We start from the raw sequence: 16,525 nt of genomic DNA on the forward strand, positions 1-16,525 counted from the left end.
TCACAAGGCATTGCCATGAATCGGTTCACCCGTGAAGGCCCCGCCATTTCTTTTTGCCTTCATCGGGAATGGGCTGTATTTGGGCTCTCATCGACCATCCCCGCGAGGGGCCTTGGCATTCCGGTCGTGGATCCCCCATATCCCCGGCGGGGGCGGGACGGTCCAGATGCAGCCGACGGATGGCTGCCTCGTTTTTTGGCGAATGGGCATCGCCGTCGGAGACGACCGGACACGATGGACAAGCTGGCTTCCTGCAACTGGGTGAAGATCGCTTCCTACCTGATCACCGGCGGCGCCCTGCTGATCTGCCTCGAAATGGGCCTGTTGGCCGGCCTCCTGGCCGGGCTTCTGGTCCATGAGACGGCGCTCACCGCCGCGCCCTGGCTGCGCGGCCGCACCGGCTGGACGCAGGAGATGGGCAAGGCGGTGGCGCTGATCGTCATCGTTGCGCTGATCTCGCTCGGCCTCACCGCCGCCGTCATCGCCGCCGGCTCGCTGTTCACCAACGGTTCGGAGGGGCTGTTCGGCCTCATCCACAAGATGGCGCAGGTGCTGGAGACCGGCCGCACCTACCTGCCGCCGTGGATCGGCGACTACCTGCCCGGCAACACCGACGAACTGCGCCGGCAGGCGGTGAAATTCCTGCAGGACAACGCCTGGCAGTTGCAGCGCTTCGGCCAGGACGTCGGCCGCATCCTGGTCTACATCCTGTTCGGCATCATCATCGGTTCGCTGGTGCTGTTCCGCAAGGCGCCGGTAAAGCCGCACGGCCCGCTGTCGGTCGAGCTGATCGAGCGCGTCAGCCGCCTGACGCTGTCCTTCCGCCGCGTCGTCTTCGCCCAGATCCGCATTTCGCTGCTCAACACCACGCTGACCGCCCTGTTCCTCTACGGCCTCGATCCGCTGATCGGCGTTCAACTGCCGTTCCTGAAGACCATGGTGGCCGTCACCTTCATCGTCGGCCTGCTGCCGGTGATCGGCAACATCATCTCCAACACGGTGATCTTCATCGTCAGCCTCGGCGTGTCGGCGCCGGCCGCCATCGCCGCCCTGCTGTTCCTGATCGCCATCCACAAGCTGGAGTATTTCGTCAACGCCCGCATCATCGGCACGCAGATCAACTCGCGCGCCTGGGAGATGCTGACGGTGATGCTGGCCATGGAGGCGACCTTCGGCATACCCGGCCTGATCGCCGCGCCGATCTTCTACGCCTACGTCAAGGAGGAGCTGGCCGCCAACGGCCTGCTCTGAAGGCCCCTTCTGGCGGCTTGCGCCGCTCCGGCCGTCGTTATAGCCTCGATTACATAACGATCAGACGGGGACTTCAAACATGAGCAAGCCGCTTCTTCTCGCCGCGCTGGCGCTCGGCGCTTTCGTTACCGCCGCCCAAGCCGCCGACCAGATCAGGATCTTCGCCGCCGCCTCGGTGGCGCCGTCGCTCCAGAAGATCGCCGACACCTACGTAGCCGGCAAGGACGTCGCGGTGACGATCACCCCCGCCGCCTCCGGCGCGCTCGCCAAGCAGATCGAGGCCGGCGCGCCGGCCGACGTCTTCGTCTCGGCCGACCGCAAGTGGATGGACTACACGGTGGAGAAGGGCCTCGTCGACAAGACCTCCGTCTTCGATCTTCTCGGCAACTCGCTGGTGCTGGTCGCCGCCAAGGATGCCGCCGCCGCCGTCGATCTCGCCGACAAGGCGGCGCTGCCGGCCGCCCTCGGCGAGGAGCGTCTCGCCGTCGGCGAAGCCAAGAGCGTGCCGGCCGGCGCCTATGCCGAGGAGGCGCTGAAGTCGCTCGGCCTTTACGACGCCCTGGCGCCGCGCTTCGCGCCGGCCGAGAACGTCCGCGTCGCGCTGCAACTGGTGGCGCGCGGCGAGGCGAGATTCGGCATTGTCTACGGCACCGACGCCGCCGCCGAGCCGGGCGTCGCCGTGGTCGCCACCTTCCCGGAAACCAGCCACGCGCCGATCGTCTATCCGATCGGTCTCGTCAAGGGCGCCGGTCCCGCCGCCGCCGGTTTCGTGACCTACCTGAAGGGCCCCGAGGCGGCCGCCGTCTTCTCGGCCGCCGGTTTCGTGAAGCCGGCGGAGTGACGCCGTCGGCCCGCCGGATGTGAGCCGATGCCCGAACTCTCCCCCGCCGCCTGGTCCGCCATCGCGCTGAGCTTCAAGGTCGCCGCCGTCGCCACGCTGTGGGGCGTGCCGGTGGCGACCGCGCTGGCGTTGCTGCTGGCCCGCGGCCACTTCCCCGGCAAGGCGCTGCTCGACGGTATCATCCACCTGCCGCTGGTGCTGCCGCCGGTGGTCACCGGCTATGCGCTGCTGTTGCTGCTCGGCCGCAAGGGGCCGATCGGCGCCTTCCTCGACCAGCAGTTCGGCATCGTCTTTGCCTTCCGCTGGACCGGCGCCGTGGTTGCCGCCGTGGTGATGGCGCTGCCGATCATCGTCAGGGCCATCCGCCTGTCGATCGAGGCGGTCGACGTCCGTCTCGAACAGGCCTCCGGCACGCTCGGCGCCGGCCGCCTCGCCACGTTCTTCCTGGTGACGCTGCCGCTGTCGCTGCCCGGCATCCTGGCCGGCGCCACGCTGGGCTTTGCCAAGGCGCTCGGCGAGTTCGGCGCCACCATAACCTTCGTCTCCAACATTCCCGGCGAGACGCGCACCATCGCCTCGGCCATCTACACGGCCAGCCAGACGCCGGACGGCGACGCCGAGGCGCTGACCCTGTCGGCGGTGGCGGCGGTCCTCGGTCTCGCAGCGCTCGTCGCCTCCGAACTCCTGGCCCGCCGGGCGCGCGGGGCGTTGTCGTGATCGACGTCGACATCCGCCAGCGCCTCGGCGACTTCTCGCTCGACCTCCGCTTTTCGGGCGGCGCCGGCGTCACGGCGCTGTTCGGGCCGTCCGGCTCCGGCAAGTCGTCGGTGATCAAGGCGATCGCCGGCCTGACGCGGCTCGACGCCGGCCGCATCGTCGTCGGCGGCACCGTGCTGGCCAACGACGGCCGCCACACGCCGCCGCACCGCCGCCGCATCGGCGTGGTGTTCCAGGAGGCGCGCCTGCTGCCGCATCTCTCCGTCAGGAGCAACCTGCGCTACGGCCGGTTGTTCACGCCGCGGGCCGAGCGGCGCATTGCCGAGGAGCCGGTGATCGATACGCTCGGCATCGGCCACCTGCTGGCCCGCCGGCCGGCGACGCTCAGCGGCGGCGAACAGCAGCGCGTCGCCCTCGGCCGGGCGCTGCTCGCCTCGCCGCGCCTTCTGCTGATGGACGAGCCGCTCGCCGCCCTCGACGAGGCGCGCCGCCGGGAAATCCTGCCGCTGATCGAGACTCTGCGCGACGAGTTCGCCATCCCCATCGTCTACGTCAGCCACGCCGTCGAGGAGGTGGCGCGGCTCGCCGCCAAGGTGGTGGTGCTGGACGCCGGCAAGGTGGCGCGCGAGGGATCGCCGGCCGACGTGTTCCGCGCCGCCACCGACCGCTTCGAGATCATCTCGGTGGTGGCCGGCCGGCTCGGCGCGCCGGATCATGACTTCCGCCTGACGCCGGTCGAGACGGCGGCCGGGCCGATCTGGCTGAACGGCCTTGCCGGACCGGTCGGCCGGCCGGTGCGCGTCCTCGTCCATGCCACCGACGTGGCGCTGTCGCTGGCCCGGCCGGACGGGCTCAGCATCCGTACCGTGCTCTCCGGAACCGTCGCCGGCGTCAGCGGCGGCGACGGCCCCACCGTCACCGTCGATCTGGCGCTGGAAGGCGGCGACCGCCTCGCCGCCTCGGTCACCCGGCGGTCGGCGGTCGAGCTTGACCTCACGCCAGGCCGGTCGGTGTTCGCGCTGGTCAAGGCGGCGGCGCTCGACGAACGGCCGGTCTGACCGGCGATCGCCGCATCTGAATGCTTTAGCCCCTTTCCTCGCCGGGCCGGCCGGGCTAACTAGCTCCAGCCCAAATGCCGACGAGGTTTCCGACCATGGCCGACGCTGCCAAGCGCACCCACATCCTCACGCTCTCCTGCGCCGATCGCCCGCGCATCGTCGCCTCGGTCACCACCATTCTCGCCGGCCTCGGCGGCAACATCGCCGAGAGCGCCCAGTTCTGGGACCGCGTCACCAACCGCTTCTTCATGCGCATCGCCTTCGAGACGCCGGCCGCCCTCAGCGCCGACACCATCCGCGCCGCGCTGTCCGACACCATCGACACCTTCGGCATGACCGTCGACCTGGTCGACGCCGCCCGCACGCCGAAGATCATCATCATGGTCTCCAAGTTCGACCATTGCCTGCAGCACCTGATGTACCAGATCCGCGTCGGCTGGCTGAAGGCCGAGGTGGCGGCCATCGTCTCCAACCACGAGGACAGCCGCGCCTTCGCCGAGGCGCAGGGCGTGCCCTATCATTGCTGGCCGGTCGAGCGGGACAAGTCCAACAAGGCCGAGCAGGAGGCCAGGGTGCGGGCGCTGGTCGAGGAAACCGGCGCCGAGCTGGTGGTGCTCGCCCGCTACATGCAGGTGCTGTCCGACGAGCTGTCGTCGGCGCTGTTCGGCAGGATCATCAACATCCACCACTCCTTCCTGCCGTCCTTCAAGGGCGCCCGGCCCTATCACCAGGCGCACGAACGCGGCGTCAAGCTGATCGGCGCCACCGCCCATTACGTGACGCCCGACCTCGACGAAGGCCCGATCATCGAGCAGGAGACCTCGCGCGTCACCCACGCCCTCTCCGCCGAGGACCTGGTGGCCGTCGGCCGCGACAACGAGTCGCGCGTGCTGGCCCGCGCCGTCAAGCTGCATCTCGAGGCGCGCGTGCTGATGCACGGCAAGAAGACCATCGTCTTCGCCTGATCGGCACGCTGGTCCCCCGCCCGCCGCCCGGCGCCGCCATCGGCGGCGTTAAGCGTTGTTTCATGCCGTCCTGCCACATTCGATGCCAACTTTAACGGATGGCGTGGATGTCACGGTGCTGAACGGCGTGTTTCCCGGAAGCCGGGCCGGAATCCTGGTAGGCTGCGGCCTCGTCTACGCCGGACTTTCGGCGGCGATGATCGCGCTCGTCGTGTTCGCCGGCGTCCGGATGCCCGCCTGGCCGGCCGACGCCGTGGTCGTGGCGCTGCTCGCCAACCGCTCGACCGGCGATCGCCTCTACGGCGTCGCCGGTGCCCTTCTCGGCTGGCTGCTGTTCGCCTGGTTGCGCGGCGGCGAGGCGCAGTTCTTCCTGTCCATCCTGCTGGTCCGGGCGATCACCATGGGCACCGGCCTCTGGGTGATCGACCGCGTGCGGGCCTGGACCGAGCGGACGCGCAACGAGGCGCTGTTCGAGGTGGCCGCCGCGCTGGCCGCCACCATCCTGCCGCCGCTCTTCAGCCTCGCCGCGGCGCTTCTCCTGTCGGCGGCCGGCATCCTGTCGCATACCCCGATGCCGCTCGGCATCTGGTGGGGCGGCGCCACCGCCGCCTTCGCCATCTTCCTGCCGCCGCTGCTCTACCTGCAGCGCGATGCGGCGAGCCTCGGCCGGCGGCCGGCCTGGCTGAGCGATGGCCTCTTCGCGGCCGTGGTTGTGCTGTTCTCGGTCGGCGCCGTGGCGGCCACCGCCACGCTGCCCGAGCCGATGGTGTTCTTCGTCGTACCGCTGCTGCTGGCCGGCTTCGTGCTGAGACCGGTCGACATGGCGATCCTGTCGGGCACGGTCTGGTTCGCCACCATGATGGCCGCCTTCGGCCTCGCCGATGCCCAGGCGGCGCCGTTGCTCATGCCGCTCGGCATCGGCATCGGCACGCTGCTGCCGATCGCCAACTCGGTGCTGATCGAGCGCCTGCGCCTGCGCGAGCGAGACCTCGCCGAGAGCCGCAGTCTGTTCCGCCGCGCCATGGACGATTCCTCGATCGGCGTGACGGTGATCGGCGCCGATCTGCGCTACATCTCGGTCAATGCCGCCTTCTGCGCCATGATTGGCTACGAGGCGTCCGAGCTGATCGGCCGCGACTACCGCGAGGTCACCTTCCCCGACGACCGCGACGGCTGCGACGGCCTCTGCGCCGGCATTCGCGACCGCACGCTGCGCTCGCTGCATATCGAGAAGCGCTACGTGCGCAAGTCGGGCGAGGCGTTCTGGGCCAAGGTGTCGACCATCGTCATCGACGACCCGCTGACCGGCAAGCCCCATCGCCTCTTGTCGCAGGTCGAGGACATCGACTTGCGGCGCCGCGCCATCGAGGCCATCGAGCAGAGCGAGATCCGCTGGGCTTTCGCGCTGGAGAACGGCAAGCAGGGCGTCTGGGACATCGACAAGGTTTCCGGCCGGCTGTTCACCTCGCCGACCTGGAAGCGCATGCTCGGATACGAGCCCGACGAGCTTGTCGTCGACGGCGGCGACGCCTGGATGGAGCTGATGCATCCCGACGACCGCGACGGCTTCCTCGCCATCAACGGCGCCCACGAGCGCGGCGAGACCGGCCACATCGAGGCCGAGTTCCGCCTGCGCCACAAGGACGGCCATTGGGTGTGGATTCTCGATCGCGGCAAGGTGATCTCCCGCGACGAGGGCGGCAAGCCGCTCCGCATCATCGGCACCCACACCGACATCTCGCGCAACAAGGCGGCCGAGCGGGAGATCCAGCTCCTCGAAGAGCGGGTGCGCCTCGCCGTCGAGGCCGGTGGCATCGGCCTGTGGAGCATCGACCTCACCACCGGCGCCGCCACCTGGAACGGCCAGACCTTCGGCCGCATGGCCGACGACGGCAGCGGCCCGCGCTCGCTCGAATGGCTGCGCTTCGTCCATCCCGACGATCGGGACGGCCTGTCGGACCTGCTGCACCAGGCGGCGCACGACCCGCAAGCGCGCGTCAACACCACCTGCCGCCTCCTGAGCCCGGTGCGCGGCGTGCTGCACATCCGCGTGCTCGCCGACCAGGTGACGCTGTCGAGCGGCGACCGGCTGCTGCTCGGCACCGCCTGGGACATCAGCGAGCAGGTCAGCGCCGCCCAGGCGCTGCGCGACGAGAAGGAGCGCCTCCGCACGACGCTGCACGCCATCTCCGACGGCGTCATCGCCACCGACGCCGACGGCCGCGTCGTACTGGTCAATCCGGCCGCCCAGCGCATGACCGGCCTCAGCGAGGCCGAGGCTTCCGGCCAGCCGATCGAGGAGGTGTTCCAGGCCATTCACGACGACAGCGGCCAGCCGGCCGCCTCCTGCGTGCGGCAGGTGCTGGATGCCGGCGTTCCCGTGGAACGGCTCGGCACCCAGGTCATCGACGTGCGCGGCCGCGCCATCCACTACATCCGCGAGGCGGCGGCGCCGATCGCCGCCGGCCCCGGCGAGCGGGCCGGCGCCGTGCTGGTGTTCCAGGACGTGTCGGCCGAGCGCGCCATGCAGCGCTCGCTGGCCCATGCCGCCAGCCACGACGACCTGACCGGCCTTGCCAACCGCCGCCACTTCGAGACGCGCATCCATGGCATGATCGCCGCGGCGCGCCAGGACGGCAGCCGGCACGGCCTGCTGTTCGTCGATCTCGACCGCTTCAAGATCGTCAACGACACGGCCGGCCATCTGGCCGGCGACGCGCTGCTGCAGGAAGTGGCGCGCATCATGCGGGCCATCGTGCCGATCAGCGATTGCCTTGCCCGGCTCGGCGGCGACGAATTCGCCGTGCTGATCGAGAATTGCGACCGCCAGTTCGCCGCCTTCGTCGGCGAGAAGCTGATCGCCGCCATCGAGACGATCCGCTTCACCTGGGAGGGCAAGGTCTACGAGGTCGGCGCCAGCGCCGGCGTGTCGCAGGTCGACGCCACCACGGCCAGCGCCGAGGCGGTGCTGGCCGAGGCCGATGTCGCCTGCTACGCCGCCAAGGCGGCCGGCCGCGGCCGCGTCTCGGTGTTCCTTCAGGACACCGGCGAGGCGCAGCGCCACATGAGCGACTTCCGCATGGCCGCCCGCATCCGCGAGACCATCGAGAACGGCCGCTTCGTGCTCTACGCCCAGGAAATCCGGGCGATCGCCGATCCCGGCGCCCGCGGCCGCTCGCTGGAACTCCTGGTCCGCATGCTCGACGACAACGGCGGCGTGCTGACGCCCGACACCTTCATCCCGGCCGCCGAGCGCTTCGAGCTGATGGGCAGCATCGACCGCTGGGTGCTCGGCAAGGTGATCGGCGACTTCGGGCCGGCGATCATGGCGGTGCCCAACCTGCGCGTCGCCGTCAACCTCTCGGCCAACTCGCTCAACGATCCGACGCTCTGGCGCTATCTCGCCGAGCTGTTCCGCGGCAGCCGGCTGTCGCCGTCGCGCGTCACGCTGGAGATCACCGAGACGGCGGTGATCAACTCCTTCGAGGTGGCGCGCGACTTCATCCGTGCCGCTCGCGGCATCGGCTGCCACGTCAGTCTCGACGACTTCGGCTCCGGCCTCTCCTCCTTCACCTATCTCAAGAGCTTCGACGTCGACGCCATCAAGATCGACGGCAGCTTCGTCCACACCATGGCCGAAAGCGCCTACGACCGCACCGTCGTCCGGGCGATCAACGAGATCGGCCGCCAGCTCGGCGTCGACGTCATCGCCGAGCGCATCGAGGACGAGGCGACGCTGCGCGAGCTGGCGGCGCTCGGCGTCCGCTACGGCCAGGGCTATCTGTTCCACCGCCCGCGCGATTTCCAGTCGGTGCTCGCCGACTACGGCGTCGATGTCGTCGAGGAGGCCGAGGCGCTGCGCGCCTGAGCCTTTGCCCATAAATTCAAGCGATTGGACCTTCTTGCCGATTGTATCGAGGCCGAAGGCGGCCCATCATGCAGCCGTCGCGAGGCCGGCGTCACGGCCGGTCGCGCCTTCGATCAGGAGATCGACATGGCCAAGGGACAAGTGAAGAAAACCAAGGAAGCGCGCAAGCCGAAGGCCGACAAGCCGAAGGGCGGCAAGGCTGGTTCGGCGGTGACCGATGTGTTCGCCAAGGCGACCGAGCAGGCCACCCATCACGCCGGCAAGAAGTCGTCGGCGGCGTGACGGCGGCCGGGCGAGAGGCGGGCACCCGTTGCCCGTCGACCCGCCGCGCCGCCTCCTTCAGATGAGATCGAGGGTGGTGACGCCCTCGCCATAGGCCGCTGCCCAGTCGGCGGCAAAGCCCGCCAGGCCCGAATCGGTCAGCGGGTGGCGCAGCAGCGCTTCCAGCATGTCGGGCGGCAGCGTCACCGACTGGCCGCCGGCCATGGCCACCGCATGCACCTGCTGCACCGTCTTGAACGAGGCGGCCAGCACCTTGGTGCCGAGATCATGCACCCGGCAGAGGTGGACGATGTCGGCCACCACGCGCGCGCCGTCGCCGCCGATCATGTCGAGCCGGTTGACGTAGGGAGCGACGAAGGCGGCGCCGGCCACCGCCGCCATCAGCGCCTGCTGCGGCGCCACCACGGCGGTCGCCGTGACGCGGAAGCCGAGGCCGGCGAGGCGGCGGATCGCCTTGATGCCCTCGGCGGTCACCGGCACCTTGGGGTGGAAGCCGGCGCCGACGAGGTCGGCGAGCTTCTTCGCTTCCGTCACCATGGTCTCGGCGTCACGGCCGGTCACCTGCACGTGCAGCATGGCGCCGTCGCCGATCACCGCGCGGATGTCGCGGATCACGTCGGGAAACGGCCGCTTCTCGCGGGCGACCAGTGTCGGATTGGTGGTGACGCCGGCGATCGGGTAGAGATCGCAAAGCCGGGCGATGGCGGCGGCGTCGGCGGTGTCGAGAAAATAGATCATCGGGGGCTCCTCTCGGCGCGACAATAGAGCAACGGACCGAAAAGTGGGCCTACTTTTCGGAAAAATCCGATGCGCAAACAAACGACTGGGGCCGCAGTCCGGATAGGACCGGGCGTCCGCCGCTCCAGCCGCCGATCGCGCGTCACCGGGGGAGCGCCGCCATGCGCTGCCAGAGCCGCGCCGCCGCGGCGCGCGCCTCGGCCTCGATCGCCCCGGCATCGGCGGCGACGAGGCGGCCGCTCTCGACGACCAGCCGGCCGCCGACCACCACCGTCGTCACCTTGCCGCTCTCGCGCACCACCAGGTCGCCGGCCGCGCCGGGACTGAGGCCGACGGCGGCAAGGCCGAAGCGCTCGGCGATCAGCCGCTCACCGGCCGCCAGCCGGCCGTCCGCCCCGTTGTCGCCGTGGGCGGCGGCGAGGCGGTGGAGAGCGGCGTCCTCGACGGCCATGTCGGCGGCCCAGCCGTCCGTGCCGAGCGCCACCCTCTGCGAAAAGCGCAGGTTGGCGGCGTAGCCAACGCGGTTGCCTTCGTTGGAGCGCGGGTTCTGGACGAACCAGAGGCCGCGGCCATCGGCCTCGCGCACCGCCTCGGCCGATAGATGCACACCGTGAGCGAGGATGGAGCCGGCCGGCAGGGCATCGAAGGCGATCAGCCGTTCGAGCGGCCCGGCATAGCCGCGCGCTTTGGCATCGTTGACATCATCAGCGGCTTCCGCCACGTGGACGTGTAGTACCGTGCCGAGCTGGCGGCAGAGATCGCCGGCCTCACGGAGCGTTTCGTCGGAGACGGTGAAGCTGGCGTGCAGGCCGACGAGGCGGCGGACGAGCGGCGTCTCCTCGACATTGGCGCATTCGGCAAGCCCCGCCTCCGCCTCGTCGCGGCCGAAGTTGCGCTCCGTGGCGCCGAAGGCGAGCAGCGCCCTGACGCCCAGTTCCCCGGCCGCATCGGCCAGCACCTGAAGCGATCCCTTGATGAACCGCGGCGACTCGTGATGGTCGACGAGGGAGGTGGTGCCGGCCAGCAGCGCCTTGGCGATATAGTCGCGCGCCGACGCCCTGAGCGTTTCGGTATCGAGCGCCCGGTCGAGCCGCCACCAGACCTTTTCCAGGATCTCGATGAAACTTTGCGGCGCCGGCTCGCCGGCAGGCATGCCATAGGGCGCGAGGCCGGAATAGAGATGGGTGTGGGCGCAGACGGCGCCGGGGCCGATCGTGCCGTCCGGGCAGGCGATTACCGGCGCCGCCGGATCGGGCGTCGCGGCGATGACGCCGTCGACGATGGCGACGGTACGGCCGGTCCGGTCGGGTCCGATGGTGATCGAGTGCGTCAATGCCAGTCGCTCCGTTCGAGGTTGGGATCGAGACCGACGCTGAGCGCCCGCGCCGCCGGACTGTCGATCATCGGCAGCACCGTCCGGCGGATGCCGTCATAGGCGGCCAGCGCCCCGGCGACGGCGCCGGCCGTCGGCACCAGGCCGATCTCGCCGAGCCCCTTGGCGCCGAACGGCCCTTCCGGCTCGGGCTCCTCGATCAGCATCACCTCGACCTCCGGCATGTCGGAGGCCCTGAGCACGCCGATCTCGCGGACATTGACGGTCACCGGCATGCCGTTCCGGCAGGGAAGCTGCTCGGTCAGCGCGTAGCCGAGCCCCATGTGCACGGCGCCCTCGATCTGGCCTTCGGCGAGCCGCGGGTTGAGCGCCTTACCGACGTCGTGGGCGGCGATCACCCGGTCGACGCGGCCAGTCTCGTCGAGGATCGCCACCTGCGTCGCCCAGCCGAAGGCGGTGTGCGTCTTGATCTTGCCGTCGCGGTTGAGCTTGCCCGGCGCGGTGGTGTCGTCGATCAGGATGTCGCCGGCGAACACCTCGCCGACGAGGTCCTTCAGCGTCCTGCCGGCGTCGAGCGCGGCGCGCAGCGCCTCGGCCGCCTTGATCACCGCCCGGCCGGCCAGGAGCGTGCCGCGCGACCCCGTGGTCTGGCCGACGCCGACCTCGAAGCGGCTGTTCACCTGCGGCACGAAGATCGACGACGGCAGGCCGGTCACCTCGGCCGCCGACTGGGCGGAGATGGTCAGCAGGCCCTGGCCCATCTCGGTGAAGCCGATGTGGAGGCCGATGCGGTCCTCGGCCTCGATCTCCAGCCGGCACTTGCCCCATTCGAGCGCGCCGTTGCCGATGCCGGAGTTCTTCACCGCACAGGCGATGCCGACCGCCTTGCCGTCGGCTCTCGCCGCGTAATAGGCGTCCCTGACGGCGAGCAGCGATTTTTCGAGGCCGACCGACTTTTCGAGGATCTGGCCGGACGAGAACACGTCGCCCACCCGCACGCCGTTGCGCCAGCGCATCTCCCAGCCGTCGATGCCGACCTTGTCGGCGAGGAGGTCGAGGCAACCCTCCATGGCGAACGACGTCTGGTTGACGCCGAAGCCGCGCATGGCGCCGCAGGGCGGATTGTTGGTATAGGCGGCGACCGAGTGGATGGAGAGGGCCGGCACCCGGTAGGGGCCGCAGGCGTGGCCGGCCGCCCGCTCCAGCACCTTGTCGCCGACCGAGGCGTAGCAACCGCTGTCGCCGAGGATGTCGATTTTCGCCGCCGTGATATGGCCGTCGGCGTCGCAGCCGACGGCGTAGGTCATGGTCATCGGATGGCGCTTGGGGTGGAGGCGCACCGATTCCTCGCGGGAGAGCACGAGCCGCACCGGCCGGCCGGTCAGCCGGGCGAGCAGGGCGGTCTGCGCCTGCACCGTCATGTCCTCCTTGCCGCCGAAGGCGCCGCCGGTCGGCACCAGCTCGACGAAGATGTTGTCGACCGCCTCGCCGAGCACGCCGGCCACCGCCTTGCGGTCCTCGAACACGCCCTGGCCCTGCGAGTAGAGATGCAGCCGGCCGTCTTCGAGCGGCACGGCCAGCGCCGCCTCGGGCTCCAGGAACAGGTGCTCGATGCGCTGGGTCTGCCAGGTGCCGGACACCACGTGGGTGGAGGCGGCAAGCGCTGCCTCCGCATCGCCGCGACTGATCAGCGTCTCGGACAGAAGGTTGGGATGACGCGGGTTGACCTGCCGCGCGCCGGGCTTCAGCGCCTCTTCCGGCGTGAGAGTCGGCTCAAGCAGCGTGTAGTCGACGGCGACCAGCGCCGCCGCCGCGCGGGCAGCAGCCGCGGTCTCGGCGGCGACGGCGGCGATGACGTCGCCGACATAGCGCACCTCCTCGCCCACGGCGACCAGCACCGGCCAGTCCTTCCTGATCTGGCCGACCCAGCGGTCGCCGGGCACATCCTCGGCCAGGGCGATGCGGACCACGCCGGGATGGGCGAGCGCTTGCGTCAGGTCGATCGCATTGACGCGGGCGCGGGCGTGCGGCGACAGCACGAAGGCGCCGTGCAACAGGCCGGGCAGGTCGATGTCGGCGAGGAACGGTCGGTCGCCGAGCGCCAGCTCGCCGCCGCGGAAGCGCTCGACCGGCCGGCCGACGCCGCCGGCCGGCAGCGGCAGGGGGTGCGGCCTGAGGCCGGCCTTCACGTCGCGGATCAGTTCGACGGCGTCGATCACCTTCTTGTAGCCGGTACAGCGGCAGAGGTGGCCGTCGAGGGCGGCGGCGATCGCCTTGCGGTCGGTGGCGCCGCCGGCATCGGTCAGCGCCTTGATGCGGATGACGAGGCCCGGCGTGCAGAAGCCGCACTGGACGCCGGCCGCCGCCTGGAAAGCGTCGGCATAGAGCCGCCGCTCCGCTTCGTCGACGCCTTCCAGCGTGACGACCGGCCGCCCCTTCACGGCCACCGCCTTGACGGTGCAGGTCTTGGCCGGCCGGCCGCCGATCAGCGCCAGACAGCAGCCGCACTGGCCCTGGCCGGAGCAACCGTCCTTGGGCGAGGTGATCTTCAGCCGGTCGCGCAGCACGGCGAGCAACGTTTCGTTGGCCTCGACGTCGAGACTGTGGTCGCGTCCGTTGACGGAAAGGGTGATGGCGATCATGGGCTGGTTCCGTCAGTCGAAGGCGGCATTGGCGTAGGTGACGACGTCGGGCGCCGTCACGGCGGCGGCGATGCGGGCGAACAGGGCCAGCCGGTCGGCGTCGAACGGTTGATCGGCGCTGCCGTCGGCCTCGATTGTCACGCGCCGGCCGCCGTCGCGAAGGTGGATGCGACGGCCGGCCGCCGTCGTCTCGACGAAGAAGCCGTCACGGTCTGGCGCGCTATCGAGACTGTCGAGGGAGCCGAACACGTTGGGCTTGCGGGCAAACGGTCCGCCGTCCTCGGGGCAGGCGACATCGCAGTTGCCGCAGCGGTTGCAGACGTCGGCGAAGATGCCGATCTGCTGGGCGCGCGCCGCCATTAGCGGATAACGGAAGACGGCGTCGTTGGGACAGACGCTGATACACTTGCCGCAAGTCTCGCAGTCGAGAAGGTCGAGCGGCACATGCGTCTTGCGCGGCGGATGGCCGGTCTCGGCGGCCGTATAGCGGCGGTCGGCGCGGACGCGGGCGGCGTAGTGGGCGGTATTGCGCAGCCGGGCCGCCGACACCCACGCCGCGAAATCGCCGCCGGCGGCGGCGCGAAGGTCGTCGCCGGTTTCGAGCGCCGCCCGCAGCGCCTCCTTGCGCACCTCCGGGATGTCGAGATCGTCGAGCGCCGCTTCGGCGAGCCCGAAGGCCCTGAGCGCGTAGGCGTCGAGGTCGGCCGCTTCCATCTCGGCCATGCGGTCGGCGAGGTCGGCGACATATTCCGCGCCCTTACCGTAGCCGGCGCCCTTCAGGAGATCGGTGCAGACGCTGACCGGCTTGAGGCCGAGCGCCACCGTCTCCGCGAAGTTGCCGACATCGATGCCGGCCGAAAAGGAGATCGGAAAGCGATCGCCGAACTCGGCGCGGAAGTGCTCGACCAGCGTCACCGCCAGCACGTGCAGCGGCGGTCCGGAGAGATACATCTCACGGGCGCCGGCCGGGAAGAAATCCTTGTGATTCTCCACCAGAAGCGTGTTGGAGAACTTGACGCCGAAGCCACGGCCGAGCCGATCGGCGAGATTGCCAAGCCGACTAACGATGCCCCTGACGTCCTCCCATTTGGCATCCTTCTCAAAGGTCGCGTCGGGCACCACGAGGTCGGCGTAGCCGAGCCGGTCATGCAGCAGGGCGTCGAGATCGGCCTTGCCGAGCAGCGTCGGGTTGAGCTTGACGACGACGTCGAGCCCTTCCGTTTCCATGAGATGAGCGGCGATCGCCTCGATCTCGCCGGGCGGGCAGCCGTGGAAGGTGGAGACGGTGACGCTGTCGGAAATGCAGGTCGGGAAAGGAAGGTCGCGGAAGCGGGCGTAGGCGTCGGGAATTTCGCGCCGCAGCTTGTCGATGACGGCGCTCGCGTCCTTCATGCCGGCGATGAAGGCGCGCACCTTGTCCGAGCGGATGCCCGCGAGGTCGTAGCCGACGCTCATGTCGAACACGGTGTCGGCAAGGCCCGGCGCCAGCCCTTCCGCCTTGGCCATCTCGATCAGCATCGCCGCCTTGACGTATTCCTCAAGCGATTGTTCGAGCGTCAGTTCCTGCGACCACTCGATGTTGAAGCCGACCGTCGCCATGTCGATGCAGGGGCGGCCGATCTCCAGCCGGTCGAGCACCTGCACGGTCTTCAGCTCGATCACCCGGCCGCCGGCGAGCCAGGACAGCACGATGTTCTGGGCGAGCTGGGTATGCGGCCCGGCCGCCGGCCCGAACGGCGTCGCCGCCCGGCGGCCGAAGATCGACGTCGAGAAATCGCGGCCGGCCGCCGCCCGCGCGAACTTGAAGCGCGGCAGATGGAAGGCACTGTTTTTCGCCTCAAGCTCGCGGAACATCCGCTTGACGAGCACCGGCAGCGGGATCGGCGTCAGGTCGGCCATGGGCGGTCAGACTTTCGCCGACAGCAGCGGATACATCTCCGGCCGGCGGTGCTTGGCGAAGTTGAAGATGTTCTCGCGGATCTCGGTGCAGCGGTCGAGGTCGCAGTCGTGGGTGACCAACTCGTCGCCGAGCGTCGAGGCCATGGCGACGATCTCGCCGGTCGGCGCGATGATGCAGGATTGGCCGATCAGCACGCAGTTCTCCTCGTTGCCGGCCTTGCCGACGCCCACCACCCACATGCCGTTGGCGTAGGCGCCGGCCTGCATGGCGAGGTGATTGTGGAACGACTGGAGATGGTCGTGCTCGGGGGCGAGCGGATAGTGGTAGGGCGTGTTGTAGCCGATCAGCACCATCTCGGTGCCCCTGAGGGCATGCTCGCGATAGGTCTCCGGCCAGCGGCGGTCGTTGCAGATCGCCATGCCGATCTTGCCGCCAAGGCAGTCAGCCGGCGCGAAGAAGGTGTCGCCCGGCTCGAAGTAGCGCTTTTCGAGATGCTGGAAGGCCCGCCACGGCTCATTCTCCGTGTGCCCCGGCAGGTGGACCTTGTGGTAGCGGTGAACGATCTCGCCGGTGCGGTCGGTGAGGATTGCCGTGTTGAAGCGCCGGACGCGGCCGTCCACCACCGTCTTCTCGGCATAGCCGAAGCTGATTGCGACGCCGAGTTCCCTGACACGCGCGAACAGCGGCGCCGTCGCCTCGTTCGGCATCTCGGTTTCGAAGAAGGCGTCGACCTCGGCTTGATCGGCCATGAACCAGCGCGGGAAGAAGGTGGTCAGCGCCAGTTCCGGATAGACCACCAGGTCGCAGCCGCGGCGGGCGGCCTGTTCGAGCAGCGCGATCATCCGGGCGACGACGGCGGCGCGGCTGTCGGCGCGGGCGATCGGTCCCATCTGGGCGGCGCCGACGACTAGGGTACGGGACATTGAACTC

The 16,525-nt window shown here is 69.8% G+C and carries 12 protein-coding genes; 7 read left to right on the forward strand and 5 right to left on the reverse strand.

Annotated features, from left to right (window positions below; translation table 11 throughout):
* Positions 1-234 precede the first annotated feature (234 nt).
* The 7 genes from H512_RS0100965 to H512_RS26805 all read left to right on the forward strand — a co-directional run bounded on the left by H512_RS0100965 (position 235) and on the right by H512_RS26805 (position 8,982).
* Positions 235-1,251: an AI-2E family transporter gene (locus H512_RS0100965; RefSeq protein ID WP_036789386.1), complete on the forward strand. Its 1,017-nt coding sequence runs from the start codon at positions 235-237 to the stop codon at positions 1,249-1,251.
* 79 nt (positions 1,252-1,330) lie between these two features.
* Positions 1,331-2,092, forward strand: a complete 762-nt coding sequence (gene modA / locus H512_RS0100970; protein WP_026781934.1) for a molybdate ABC transporter substrate-binding protein — start codon at positions 1,331-1,333, stop codon at positions 2,090-2,092.
* A 27-nt stretch (positions 2,093-2,119) separates the two neighbouring features.
* Complete coding sequence (gene modB / locus H512_RS0100975; protein WP_026781935.1) at positions 2,120-2,809, forward strand: molybdate ABC transporter permease subunit; 690 nt, start codon at positions 2,120-2,122, stop codon at positions 2,807-2,809.
* Positions 2,806-3,867, forward strand: coding sequence for a molybdenum ABC transporter ATP-binding protein (gene modC / locus H512_RS0100980; protein WP_026781936.1), 1,062 nt, complete (start codon positions 2,806-2,808; stop codon positions 3,865-3,867). The genes modB and modC overlap by 4 nt, the downstream gene beginning before the upstream one ends.
* 95 nt (positions 3,868-3,962) lie before the next feature.
* Positions 3,963-4,832 carry a formyltetrahydrofolate deformylase gene (purU, locus tag H512_RS0100985; RefSeq protein WP_026781937.1) on the forward strand — a complete coding sequence of 290 codons (870 nt, stop codon included), beginning with the start codon at positions 3,963-3,965 and terminating at the stop codon, positions 4,830-4,832.
* 196 nt (positions 4,833-5,028) lie between these two features.
* On the forward strand, positions 5,029-8,700 hold the full coding sequence (locus H512_RS25515) for an EAL domain-containing protein (RefSeq protein ID WP_169507109.1): 3,672 nt from the start codon (positions 5,029-5,031) through the stop codon (positions 8,698-8,700).
* Positions 8,701-8,826: 126 nt separating this feature from the next.
* Entirely contained in the window at positions 8,827-8,982 is a 156-nt protein-coding gene (locus H512_RS26805; protein ID WP_156899274.1) for a hypothetical protein, read from the forward strand.
* Positions 8,983-9,039: 57 nt separating this feature from the next.
* Here H512_RS26805 and H512_RS0101000 read toward each other — a convergent pair whose 3' ends face one another.
* The 5 genes from H512_RS0101000 to H512_RS0101020 form a co-directional block, all read right to left on the reverse strand.
* Positions 9,040-9,720, reverse strand: a complete 681-nt coding sequence (locus tag H512_RS0101000) for a transaldolase family protein (RefSeq protein ID WP_026781940.1) — start codon at positions 9,718-9,720, stop codon at positions 9,040-9,042.
* A 142-nt stretch (positions 9,721-9,862) separates the two neighbouring features.
* Positions 9,863-11,053 (reverse strand): amidohydrolase family protein, encoded by a 1,191-nt coding sequence (locus H512_RS0101005; protein WP_026781941.1) that lies wholly within the window; start codon positions 11,051-11,053, stop codon positions 9,863-9,865.
* Positions 11,050-13,695 (reverse strand): selenium-dependent xanthine dehydrogenase, encoded by a 2,646-nt coding sequence (gene xdh, locus H512_RS0101010; RefSeq protein WP_026781942.1) that lies wholly within the window; start codon positions 13,693-13,695, stop codon positions 11,050-11,052. The genes H512_RS0101005 and xdh overlap by 4 nt, the downstream gene beginning before the upstream one ends.
* Positions 13,696-13,707: 12 nt before the next feature.
* Positions 13,708-15,594, reverse strand: coding sequence for a glutamate synthase (locus H512_RS22045; RefSeq protein ID WP_036789399.1), 1,887 nt, complete (start codon positions 15,592-15,594; stop codon positions 13,708-13,710).
* 6 nt (positions 15,595-15,600) lie between these two features.
* A complete protein-coding gene (locus tag H512_RS0101020) occupies positions 15,601-16,518 on the reverse strand; it encodes an N-carbamoyl-D-amino-acid hydrolase (RefSeq protein ID WP_026781943.1) in 918 nt (305 codons plus the stop codon).
* Positions 16,519-16,525 lie beyond the last annotated feature (7 nt).

This window comes from Pleomorphomonas koreensis DSM 23070 (genome assembly GCF_000425185.1).
GTDB lineage: Bacteria > Pseudomonadota > Alphaproteobacteria > Rhizobiales > Pleomorphomonadaceae > Pleomorphomonas > Pleomorphomonas koreensis.